The sequence below is a fragment of the Gilliamella sp. B3783 genome, from assembly GCF_026536125.1.
GTDB lineage: Bacteria > Pseudomonadota > Gammaproteobacteria > Enterobacterales > Orbaceae > Gilliamella.
In genome coordinates this window covers 103,118-115,293 of the sequence record NZ_JAFNOU010000003.1, presented here as the reverse complement: position 1 = coordinate 115,293, position 12,176 = coordinate 103,118, and the positions used below count along the sequence as shown (strand labels likewise).

The window sequence follows — 12,176 nt, the reverse complement described above, 5'->3', positions numbered from 1 at the left end:
CTTTCTATAAAAACAAAAATACAATATTTTTTCATATCTGTTACTAATATAGTATAATGCTCTATACAACTAATTAAGTAATTTTATCATGTCAACTAAATATAATTCATTAAATACCATTAAGCAATTATGGCCATTTATAAGCCCATATAAAAAAGCATTGATTTTTGCAGTTATTGCTCTTTTATTAAATGCTGCAACTGATGCAACAATGATATCGTTAACAAAACCTCTTTTAGATAATGGTTTAATGGATAAAAATTATGAATTATTAATTGTTATTGCTGTTGCTATTATTGGTCTAATTGCACTGCGTGGAATATCCAATTACACTTCAACATATTGTCTTTCATGGCTTTCAGGGAAAGTAGTAGCTAAATTTAGACAATTAATTTTTGATCATTTAATTAAAACTCCTATAAGTTTTCATTCTAAAAATGCTATTGGTGAACTAGTTACCGTAATTACGTTTAATACACAATTATTATCAAAAGCTTCATCTGACGCCCTAATTATCTTAGTACGAGAAATAACTTATGCTATTGGATTATGTGTAGTGATGTTTTATGGTAACTGGAAACTTGCTTTAGTATTAATTGTCATAGTACCTTTTGTGATTTTTGTAGCACAATATATAGCAAAAAAATTTCGATATGCACTTGTTTCAATGCAAAAAGGTGTTGGTAGCATTACAACAGCTACAGATGAAATGTTAAAAGGTCATAAAGAAATCTTAATTTTAAATGCTCAAAATTATGAAAAAAATAATTTTTATGCAATTAATACCCTGTTCAGAAAAGGTATTTTAAAAATAGTATTAGTCTCTGGATTATCTACTCCTATTATACAACTTATTGCCACACTAGCATTAGGCTTCATTTTATATCTTGTAGCTACACAAACGTTAGATATTACGCCAGGTTCATTTACAGTTGTTTTTTCAGCAATGGTTGCAGTAATGAGGCCATTAAGAGAATTAACTAGTGTTCATCTTGAATTGCAAAAAGGTGCCGTTGCATGTGAATCATTATTTAAATTATTAAGTACTCCAATAGAAGAAGATCAAGGAAAAATTGAAGCCAAGCAAATTGAAGGTTATATCGAATTTCGCCACGTAACTTTTAGTTATCCAACAATAACTACACCATCATTAGTTGATATCTGTTTTAAAATAAAAAAAGGAGAAAAAATTGCTTTAGTGGGGCGTTCAGGTGCTGGAAAATCAACAATTGCGAATTTATTACCTCGATTTTATGATATTAACACAGGTGAAATATTGATTGACTCTATAAACATAAAAAATTACACACTAGATTCATTACGTAGACAAATTGGGTATGTCTCTCAACAAGTTCATTTATTTAATACGAGTATCGCTGACAATATAGCTTATGGAGCAAAAAATCAATATAGCAGAGAAGATATTATTAATGCGGCAAAATTATCAAATGCAATGGAGTTTATTGAGAAACTAGAAAAAGGTTTAGATACAGAAGTAGGAGATAATGGTATTCTATTATCTGGAGGACAGCGGCAACGCATTGCAATAGCTAGGGTTTTGCTTCGCAATAATCCAATTTTAATTTTTGATGAAGCAACATCAGCTTTAGATAATGAATCCGAACGTCTTGTTCAAGAAGCAATTGAACATTTGCAGAAAAATCGTACATCAATCATTATTGCACATCGCTTATCAACAATTGAACATGCAGATCGTATTTTAGTAATTGATAATGGTAAAATAGTGGAACAAGGAACGCACCAAATCTTATTAGCCCAAAAAGGGATATACGCCCATATGTATCAACTTCAATTTAACTCTCAATAACCATATAATTATGAAGAAAAAAAACATTCAATCAGATAGCAATAACATTGATCAAGATTCATCAACTTGGAGTACTTTTTCCCAGTTATTACCATATATAGCTAAACATAAATTTATTCTTTTTTTATCTATCATACTACTTATAATTAGTGCTTTTGCGGATACATCACTTATTGCATTATTACAACCATTACTAGATAGAGGATTTGTTGAAAATGATCAACATTTTTTATTAATGGCTCCATTTTATATTTTTGGTTTAGTTTTATTACGCGGCGCTACAAACTATAGCTACTCTTTCTTTCTGTCTATAGTTTCAACTAAAATTGTTTTAAACATTAGACAACAACTTTTCAACCATTTTGTTGATGCACCCGTTAGTTATTATGATCAAAATTCTACAGGAAGATTGTTATCTCGAATTACTTATGACACAGAGCAAATTGCGTCATCATCGTCAGATGCTTTAATAACAATTGTGCGCGAATCAGCATTAATATGCGGTTTATTTTATACAATGTTCTATAACAGCTGGCAGTTATCACTATCACTTATTATTGTTACTCCAATAGTTATTGGTTTAATTACATTTGTATCAATAAAATTTCGCAAACTATCAAAAAACATACAGAATTCTATGGGTAATGTTACAATGTCCGTGGAACAAATGTTGAAAGGATATCGTGAAATTATTCTTTTTAGCGCACAAGATGAAGAATCAAAAAATTTTGATAAAGTTAATAATAAATTCAGAAGAGATACTATGAGACTTGTATCCGTATCTGCTTTATCTACCCCTATTATTCAACTAGTTATCTCATTTGCTATTGCATTCGTTTTATTGATGGCAAGTAATCCCGGTTTGAATATAACTCCCGGACAATTTACTGTGGTTTTCTCATCACTTGTAGCTCTAATGCAGCCTATAAAAAGTTTGACTAGTGTCAATGCTGATTTTCAAAAAGGTATGGCTGCTTGCCAAACTCTATTCGCTATTTTTAAACAACCAATTGAAGTAAATAATGGCAATATTAATATTGATAGAGTAAAAGGTGACATCGAATTCAAGCACGTTAGTTTTACATATGAGACTAAACAAAAAGCCGCTTTATGTGATATTTGTTTTTCGGTAAAAGCAGGAGAAACAATAGCATTAGTGGGGCGCTCCGGTTCAGGGAAAACAACTATAAGTAATTTAATTCCACGATTTTATGATATAACACAAGGTGAAATATTAATTGACAATCATAATATTAAAGATTTTACTTTACACTGCTTACGTAATCAAATAGGCTTAGTATCTCAAAACGTACATTTGTTCAACGATACTATAGCTAGCAATATAGCTTATGGGAATATTGAAAACTACTCTCAGAAACAAATAGAAGAAGCGGCCAAAAAAGCTAGTGCATATGATTTCATAATTAATCTTGAAAAAGGATTCGAAACAATAGTCGGTGAAAATGGGATACTATTATCTGGTGGACAACGACAACGAATAGCAATAGCTAGAGCCTTATTAAGAGATACACCAATTCTTATACTAGATGAAGCGACGTCTGCATTGGACACAGAATCAGAAAAATTAATACAAAAAGCTTTGGAAGATATTCAAAAAGGCAGGACTTCCCTCGTTATTGCTCACCGTTTAACTACTATCGAAAAAGCAGATAAAATTTTAGTTATTGAAGACGGAAAAATTATTGAACAAGGTAATCATAAAACATTACTCAAAGAAAACAAAGTATATGCATCATTATATTATGGAAAAATATCTCATTAAAAAAATGATTTTTTGATAACAAACTGAGTGAGCTAAAAAAACATGGTAATTATTTTCACATCCCCCTAACCGGCAAAACCATAAACAATCTACTGGTAAAATACAGTATTTTTTGGCAAATATATTGAAAGACATGTTTACTTAACGATTGGAGCTAAAAATCCACTTTTTTGTTATATAAACTTTTTATCTTTCTTGCCAATCTCTTAACAAAAGTATTTTTATACTTTAAATATTTGTTTTGTAACTTATCATATGAAAAAGATAATTGATTAAAATCATTAAGAAGTTGGTCTTTATTTAATAATAAAAGATTATAGTTTTCTAAAAGTTTTATTTTTTCTGAAACTAAATCAGCATTCAGTTCTGTCAAAGTGTTATTGTTAAATAATAATTCATTGTATTTTGATGAAGTTATATTATTTTCAGATATGAGATAATTATTATGTTCAATTAGATTATTAATTTTAATAGATAAATCATTAAATCTGGCTTGAAAGTCTTTATGTTCGCTCAATAAATTATTATATCCATTATAATACTGTTTAATTGATTTAACTATTTGTGACTCACACATTATCTTTTGTTTATCTTCTGAACTAAGAGGCTTGAATATACGCTCTTGTTTTGATGCTTTTATAATATTATTTATATAAAAATCTAAACAATACTTTTTTGAAGTTTGGTTCTTAATGTTATGCACATCTTTTTCTGCCTTAGAAAAACCAGAAATAATTTCATTAACAATTTCTTGTGCTGAAATTACCCTTCTACAGCACCGTCCAGAATAATTAAACGTTTCGGCTTTACTATAATTATCTATAGAAAGCCACCCGATTCCACCAAAATGATCATAACAATAGACAGGTGTTGCTCCAGCAATTGCATATTGTACTGTTTTTCCAATTGTAACAACAGCATCAACATTTTGAATTAGCTCTGGTGTTACACGTTTAATATCACCTCTAGCACCAATATGAATTACATCTATTTCATATTCATTTTTTAATATTTCCATTGCATCTAAAATTTCTTGAGGTGGATGATTACTGACAAGTAATATTTTTTGTAGAGTAAATTGAGCTTTGAATTTATCTTTAAAAAATTCAGATGGGGCTGCATTAAATAAGATCTCACTAATATCTCTAGGTAAACCTAAATGACATAATTGATTGAACGTTTCTATGCTATTAGCAAATATCTTATCTGCAAATAGTCCTTCTGCATATAGACCAAGGCTTTCCATGTATTCATAAGGAGATAAATGAGTAAAAATAAAATAAGTATTAGTATTAAAATTATTTATATACTCATTGACAAGAATTGGAAGAACCTGATGTTGAGACCAAACAATATCATAATTAAAAGGATCAGGTAATTCATCAGTAGTTAATAAATTAATACCGGCTTCTTTTACTGTTTCGAGAACCGGATTACCTATATAGTTTGAAACAATATCAACGATATAGTTATTTTTTTTAAAACACTCAGCAACTTCTAACGCAACGATTTCTGAACCGCCAAAATTTGCCATATGGTTAGTACATATTAATACGCTTGACATATAGAAAACATACTCCAAATGTGATAATACAATACAAATTGTATCATGTTAGAAACACAAAATAAAAAGCCGATCACAGAGAATGCAATTATTAATAGTATTTTATTCATTATATATAATAATACATAAAAAGAACTTAATTAGGTAATTTCAAAAATTATTTCATCAATGATTATATTTCAATATGTTGGTATAGTTGAGACCTTACTATAAAAAACAAATCTATAATTTCTAGAATAACTACCGCCCTATCCCATAATCCCTAAGCTTATTGGCAATCGCAGTATGTGATACGCCTAATCGTTTGGCCAATTTTCTTGAGCTTGGATATTGATCATACAATTTTAATAAGATCTCTTTTTCAAATTGTTTGGTTATTTCATCGAGTGTCTTATTCTCGATATTATCGAAATTAGACAATTTTGATGAAGTTTGCATTGGTAGTTCAATATCTTTTATTGTTAATTTAGAGCACGCTAATTGAGACAATGCAGAATATAAGATATTTTTGAGTTGCCGAACATTTCCCGGCCATGAGTAACTTGATAAATAATCAAAAACTTCATTATCAATCTCAGGAGGATTAATTCCTTGCTTGTCTGCAAATTCATTGACAAAAATCTTGGTTAAAGGAGCGATATCTTCTTTACGCTCTTGCAATGAAGGTAGGTGCAATGAAAGGACATTGAGCCGGTAATACAAATCTTTTCTAAATTTACCTTGCTCAACTAAATCGGCTAAATCTACTTTTGTTGCACAAATAATACGGACATCAACATAAACTTCATTATCATCACCTACACGACGAAAATAGCCATCATTGATAAAACGTAGTAATTTAGTTTGCATTTGAAATGACATTTCATCTATGCCATCAAGCAAAACTGAGCCACCATTCGCTTGCTCAAAAAAACCTTTTTTACTTTCAATTGCGCCTGGATAAGCTCCGGCTGCATGACCATACAATTCACTTTCAACCACTTCATCGGGCATCGCCGCACAGTTTAATGCAAGAAAAGTTTGATCACCTCGTGCACTATACTGGTGACAAGCGTTGGCAAGCAGGTCCTTTCCGGTACCCGTTTCACCAGAAATGAGAAGCGGTTCTCTTTGCATTGAAAAAGCTTTTGCTTGTTTAATAAGTTTTTGCATTACAACACTTTGAGTGGCAAAAATAGCAAACGCATGATGATTAACTACTTTGATTTTTGACAAGTGTTTTTTTAAGTATTCAATAGACTGAACAATAAAGACGATTTTTGATGATTCCACGACTTTTTGTAATAAAAAGTACTGAGAATTTAAAACAATAATTAAGTCGTCTTGTTGTTCTAATTCATCGAGATGTTTAAGATTAAAAATAATCTGATAATCAAATGGTTGATTTAATATTAACGACGTTGAACCAAATAGCTCTATTGCCTTGTCATTATATGCAATGAGTTGCTGGTTATGATTAATTTCAATGATGGCGGCTTGCATAATCTGCCCACTTCTCGTTTAGTCTCATTAAATTTACATGACGACGTTGCCAATCATGGCTTGTCTTCAAATCTTTATCAGTAATTTTGCTGTCAGCCAGTAACAGTTTGGCTTTACTTGTAGTTAAAGGCTGTGTTTTATTTAAAACGTCTAATTGCTCTAAAATAGACAATGTTCCTTGACGATTATTACAGGCTAAAAGTAAATCACAACCGGCCAATAATGCTGCTTGAGCACGCTGCGCATGGTTACCCAAGATGGACGCTCCTTCCATCGATAAATCATCAGAAAAAATCACACCATTAAAATGCAGTTGCTGGCGAAGGACTGTTTTGAGCCAATAAGGAGAACCACTGGCAGGTTTATCATCAAAAGCTGGATAAATTACATGTGCTGGCATAATTGCATCAAGTTTGTTATCGGCAATAAGTTTGGCAAAAATCTGCATATCTTGCTCTATTGATGATTTGTCACGGTGATCAATTGGTGTTTCTTTGTGTGAATCAGCAATCACATGACCATGCCCCGGAAAGTGCTTGCCAGTTGTTTTCATACCAGCACTGTGCATTCCATCAATCATTGCAGAAGCAATTTGATAAGCGATATTGACATCTTCATGAAATGAGCGTGTTCCAATTGCTAAGCAATCATGACCTAAATCTAATACTGGTGCATAGCTAAGGTCGATATCGAAAGCCATAAGCTCTGTAGCAAGCATCCAACCGGCATCAAATGCCAAGGATTTAGCTTGAGGTAACGCATTTAGAGCGGCAAAAGATTGCGCAGGAGGAATAATAGTAAAGCCCTGTTTAAAACGTTGAACTCGCCCACCTTCATGATCAACAGATATTAATAAACGCTCTGATGAGACAGCTCGAATCTGATTAATTAAATCACTCAATTGTGCTGGATCTTGATAATTACGGCCAAATAAGATCACTCCAGCAACTAATGGATTTTGCAGAAGTTTTTTATCATCTTCACTTAATGATATACCTTCAACATCAATTAACAACGGCCCCATTATTTAGTTTCCTCTTGGGTTGAAGAAACCGATGATGACGAATTGTGTTGTTGAGGGAAATCTTTTGATGTTACGCGAGTTAAGATTTCACCAGTTTGCGTTGACAGTAACTCCATAGAAAGATTAGCATCATTGTTGTCTGTCGGCAGTTTATTAATCGTTGTAAATAACACATAACCCGCATTGATAGATTTCGCTAAGCCTATCATTTTACTACGTGAAACCAGTTTATCATCAGCAGAAATACCCAACGCTTGTTTTGCTTGGATGATAGATTGCTTATCAGCAATAACAAAAAGATTTTGTTTATTCATTAAGCTGTGCAATGTTTCATCAATCTGATTTTTTGCTAAATAATCACCACTACGATTCTGAATATCACTAATCAGCAAAACTTTATTACCATCAATTGAAGATGAGGATTGCAATATTTTATGCACAAACGGTGACAATATACTATTCCAATCAGTTGATTTCACAATTGATGGAGGCGTCTCAATCACATCAGTATTATTTACTTGCGAGTCTTCAACCGGTGGTTTTATTTCAATAGGTTTAGTTTGACTAAAAATCTGACAACCAGCTAAGATAAAACTTAATGCACCAATAATGACAACATGCTTGATCTGTTTCATATAATAATTAACCTATTAAATGACCTAAATTCTTACCACCAAGTAAATGCATATGAATATGAAACACTTCTTGACCGCCGTCTTTATTACAATTCATAATTAAGCGGTAACCACTTTCATCTATGCCTTCTTGTTTTGCTATTTTAGCAGCGACAGTCATCATATGACCTAATACTAATTCGTCTTGTTCGGTAATATCGTTAATCGTTGGGATCAATTTATTAGGTATAATTAAAATATGGGTGGGTGCTTGAGGAGAAATGTCTCGAAATGCAGTGACTTTTTCATCTTGAAAAACAATATCTGCTGGAATTTCATGCCGAATAATTTTACTAAAAATGGTTTCCTCAGCCATCGTGTTTCTCCTTTTCATTTATCAATATTTATGATTTCATAACTTCATTATTGCAAGCATAGCATATTTTGAAGAGAAAAATGTATACAAATCGTTACATTTTACAGGTGTAATATCAAATTTGCCATGACACTTAAAATTATCCGTACTTTGCAAGTAAAAAATCTAATGCAACCATTTGTCAATTATATTGTGTTGATATATAATGCCCCGTCGATTTCAACCGCCTATTTTTCATGTTCCTTGCTTTCAATGGGTTGCGGTTGCCCCGACAGAAAGCTGATTAATCCGTAGGGAGCGATAATGCGTCATTACGAAATTGTATTTATGGTTCACCCAGATCAAAGTGAACAAGTACCTGGTATGATTGAACGTTATACTGGTACATTAACCACTGATGGTGGAAAAATCCATCGTTTAGAAGATTGGGGTCGTCGCCAATTAGCCTATCCTATCGAAAAACTGCATAAAGCACACTATGTGTTAATGAATGTAGAAGCTACTCAAGAAGCAGTAAATGAACTTGAAGATAACTTCCGTTTTAATGATGCAGTAATTCGCAGTTTAATTATGCGTACAAAACACGCTGTAACTGAAACTTCACCTATGTTAAAAGCTAAAGACGAGCGTCGTAACGCTGAAGAAGATTTTAGCGATGTAAACATGGATGATGATTCCGAAGAATAATCGTTTAGAGTTATCGGGTATTGTTACTAAAACACCGATACGAAGAATGAGTCCGAGTGGGATTTCGCACTGTCAGTTTTATTTAGAACACGTTTCTGAACAAATCGAAGCAGAACTCCCAAGACAAGCATGGTGTACAATACCAGTTATCGTCAGCGGGCAACAAGAGTTAAGTTACAGTATTAAAAAAGGCAGCAAAGTATTAGTAAGTGGCTTTATCAGCACACATACTAAACGAGATAAAACCAGTCAAATAGTTTTACATGCTGACCAAATTAAACTATTAGGAGAATAGCCAAATGGCACGTTATTTCCGTCGTCGCAAATTCTGCCGTTTTACTGCAGAAGGCGTTAAAGAAATTGATTATAAAGATGTTTCTTTATTAAAAAGCTATATCACAGAAAGTGGTAAAATTGTACCAAGCCGTATTACTGGTACTAGCGCAAAATATCAACGTCAATTAGCTCGCGCTATTAAACGCGCTCGTTACTTGGCATTATTACCATATACTGACAACCATCAGTAATTAGCAACAGAGGAACATATAATGCAAATTATTCTACTCGATAAAGTTGCTAATTTAGGCAGCTTAGGTGATCAAGTTAATGTTAAAGCAGGTTATGCACGTAACTTTTTGATTCCACAAGGTAAAGCCGTACCTGCAACTAAAAAGAATATTGAATTCTTTGAAGCACGTCGTGCTGAATTAGAAGCTAAACTTGCTGAAACATTAAAAGCCGCAGAACAACGCGTTGCTGAAATCAATGCTCTAGGTAAAGTTACTATCCAATCTAAAGCAGGTGATGAAGGTAGATTGTTCGGTTCAATTGGTACTCGTGATATCGCTGATGCAGTTAAAGCTCGTGGTATTAATGTATCAAAAAGCGAAGTTCGCTTACCAAATGGTGTATTGCGTACCACTGGTGAACACGAAGTATTCTTCCAAGTTCATAGTGAAGCTTTTGCTAAACTTATTGTTGATATTATTCCTGAATAATCATTCTACAATGATAAAAACCCGTCAATTATGTACGGGTTTTTTTATTTTCTCGATTACCATTACAAAGCAAATTTAACTAAATAGCAATTTATTACATTAAATCAACTATTTTAGTTAATGACGAGGGATGTTCCTCTTCCACGACTATCTGAAACAGCCTCTGGTTGTTTATCAGTTACCTTAATCGCTTGAATATCACCATTAAAATCCTGTTGCTCAAAACGATAGCCCATTTGTTCTAGTTTGTGTTTAAAATCCTCAGGGACTTTCTTTTGATAAGGTTCGGTAAAAATCACATTTTTAGGTAATAATTGATGATGATAACGTGGTGCATCCATAGCGGCTTTCAATGACATGTGATTATCAAATACATTTGTTATCACTTGGAAGATTGAAGTAAAAATCCTTGAACCACCAGGCGTACCAATGACCATAACCACATCATTATTTTTAATCAATATACTTGGCGTCATCGACGATAAGGGTCGTTTGTTAGGTTCAATAGCGTTAGCATCTTTACCCACTACACCAAATTGGTTGGCAACACCTGGCTTACTGCTAAAATCATCCATTTCATTATTTAAAATAATGCCTGTGCCTTCAATCACAACCGTTGATCCAAACCAGCCATTAAGCGTATAAGTATTAGAAGCCGCATTACCCCATTTATCTACCACTGAAAAATGCGTTGTTTGCAGTTTTTCAGGTTCACTAGTTAAACCAGGTTTAACTTGTTCGGTGATAGAAATTGCTGTTGGATTCACTTGTTTAGCTCTTTCTGCCACATATTTAGCATCAATCAATTTCGCAACGGGCACAGTAACAAAATCGGGATCACCCATATATTCAGCGCGATCGGCAAATACTCGCTTTTCTATTTCAGCTAATAAATGGATATATTGTGGAGAATTAACGGAAACATTTTCAAAATCATTTGCTAAATCTTGTTTCATTAAAAGTAATTGAATTAAGCCCACACCACCTGAACTTGGTGGAGGCGCTGTCACAATCTGCATATCATGCCAATTTGCAACAAGTGGATCTCGCCATTTAGCTTGATAATTAGCTAAATCACTTTCACTAATTAAGCCATCATTTTGTATCATTTGCTGTGCAATTAATTTTGCCGTTTTTCCTTTATAAAAGCCATCACTTCCCTGCTCAGCAATACTTTCAAGTACTTTGCCAAGTTCAGGTTGTTTGAACACTTTACCTTCTTGCATTGAACCAAAGTATTGTTTAAAGTGACCATTAGTAGGGGCTGATGCTTCAACTTCTTGATAACGTTCAATCAACTGTTTATTGACAGTAAACCCATCATTGGCAAAACGAATTGCAGGTGCTAATACCTCTTTCCAGGTTAATTTACCAAATCGCTGATGGATTGCCCACATGCCTGCAACCGTTCCAGGTACGCCCGAAGCTTTATGAGAATACAAACTTAAGTCAGTAATAACATTCTTATTTTCATCAAGGAACATATCTTTATCGGCTTTTTGTGGGGCAGTTTCTCGATAATCAATGAAATAGGGCTTTCCTTCCATCCAAAGCGTCATAAAACCACCGCCACCAATATTACCTGCTTCAGGATAAGTCACAGCCAATGCAAAGGCGGTAGCAACAGCAGCATCAGCAGCATTACCACCTTTGGTTAACATTTCTTGCCCAGCAATCGCACCATAATAATCAGGCGACGCTATTGCGCCTGATTCAAATTTTTGTTTACCATTTTCAACCGCATATATGGGCTGACAAAACATAAAAAACAGGATAAGGTAGCAATACTTTATCAACTGGCCTTTGCAATTTAACATTTT

The 12,176-nt window shown here is 33.2% G+C and carries 12 protein-coding genes; 6 read left to right on the top strand and 6 right to left on the bottom strand.

What is annotated here, in order from left to right; genetic code table 11:
- Nucleotides 1–88: 88 nt before the first annotated feature.
- The gene (gene msbA, locus J3U59_RS04155) at nucleotides 89–1,828 is read left to right on the top strand and encodes a lipid A export permease/ATP-binding protein MsbA (RefSeq protein ID WP_267333173.1); all 1,740 of its coding nucleotides are present in this window, start codon (nucleotides 89–91) and stop codon (nucleotides 1,826–1,828) included.
- A 10-nt stretch (nucleotides 1,829–1,838) separates the two neighbouring features.
- Nucleotides 1,839–3,611, top strand: coding sequence for a lipid A export permease/ATP-binding protein MsbA (msbA, locus tag J3U59_RS04150; protein ID WP_267333174.1), 1,773 nt, complete (start codon nucleotides 1,839–1,841; stop codon nucleotides 3,609–3,611).
- Nucleotides 3,612–3,765: 154 nt separating this feature from the next.
- On the opposite strand, the gene J3U59_RS04145 is transcribed toward msbA (J3U59_RS04150), so the two are convergent.
- The 5 genes from J3U59_RS04145 to hinT all read right to left on the bottom strand — a co-directional run bounded on the left by J3U59_RS04145 (nucleotide 3,766) and on the right by hinT (nucleotide 8,671).
- A complete protein-coding gene (locus J3U59_RS04145; protein ID WP_267333175.1) occupies nucleotides 3,766–5,145 on the bottom strand; it encodes a hypothetical protein in 1,380 nt (459 codons plus the stop codon).
- A 270-nt stretch (nucleotides 5,146–5,415) separates the two neighbouring features.
- Nucleotides 5,416–6,657, bottom strand: a complete 1,242-nt coding sequence (locus J3U59_RS04140; RefSeq protein WP_267333176.1) for a sigma 54-interacting transcriptional regulator — start codon at nucleotides 6,655–6,657, stop codon at nucleotides 5,416–5,418.
- Entirely contained in the window at nucleotides 6,638–7,681 is a 1,044-nt protein-coding gene (nagZ, locus tag J3U59_RS04135) for a beta-N-acetylhexosaminidase (protein ID WP_267333177.1), read from the bottom strand. Before nagZ ends, J3U59_RS04140 begins: the two co-directional genes overlap by 20 nt.
- Nucleotides 7,681–8,316, bottom strand: coding sequence for a hypothetical protein (locus J3U59_RS04130; RefSeq protein ID WP_267333178.1), 636 nt, complete (start codon nucleotides 8,314–8,316; stop codon nucleotides 7,681–7,683). The genes nagZ and J3U59_RS04130 overlap by 1 nt, the downstream gene beginning before the upstream one ends.
- 7 nt (nucleotides 8,317–8,323) lie before the next feature.
- A complete protein-coding gene (hinT, locus tag J3U59_RS04125; RefSeq protein WP_065634402.1) occupies nucleotides 8,324–8,671 on the bottom strand; it encodes a purine nucleoside phosphoramidase in 348 nt (115 codons plus the stop codon).
- 303 nt (nucleotides 8,672–8,974) lie between these two features.
- On the opposite strand from hinT, the gene rpsF reads away from it, so the two are divergent.
- Genes rpsF through rplI form a run of 4 tightly spaced genes read left to right on the top strand, consistent with a single transcriptional unit; the run spans nucleotide 8,975 to nucleotide 10,356 of the window.
- Nucleotides 8,975–9,358, top strand: coding sequence for a 30S ribosomal protein S6 (gene rpsF, locus J3U59_RS04120; RefSeq protein ID WP_065634401.1), 384 nt, complete (start codon nucleotides 8,975–8,977; stop codon nucleotides 9,356–9,358).
- A complete protein-coding gene (priB, locus tag J3U59_RS04115; protein ID WP_416379561.1) occupies nucleotides 9,345–9,653 on the top strand; it encodes a primosomal replication protein N in 309 nt (102 codons plus the stop codon). The genes rpsF and priB overlap by 14 nt, the downstream gene beginning before the upstream one ends.
- Before the next feature lie 4 nt (nucleotides 9,654–9,657).
- Nucleotides 9,658–9,885 (top strand): 30S ribosomal protein S18, encoded by a 228-nt coding sequence (rpsR, locus tag J3U59_RS04110; RefSeq protein ID WP_025314965.1) that lies wholly within the window; start codon nucleotides 9,658–9,660, stop codon nucleotides 9,883–9,885.
- Between the two features lie 21 nt (nucleotides 9,886–9,906).
- On the top strand, nucleotides 9,907–10,356 hold the full coding sequence (gene rplI / locus J3U59_RS04105; protein WP_065634399.1) for a 50S ribosomal protein L9: 450 nt from the start codon (nucleotides 9,907–9,909) through the stop codon (nucleotides 10,354–10,356).
- A 113-nt stretch (nucleotides 10,357–10,469) separates the two neighbouring features.
- Here rplI and ggt read toward each other — a convergent pair whose 3' ends face one another.
- Nucleotides 10,470–12,119 (bottom strand): gamma-glutamyltransferase, encoded by a 1,650-nt coding sequence (gene ggt, locus J3U59_RS04100; RefSeq protein WP_416379562.1) that lies wholly within the window; start codon nucleotides 12,117–12,119, stop codon nucleotides 10,470–10,472.
- Nucleotides 12,120–12,176: the final 57 nt, after the last annotated feature.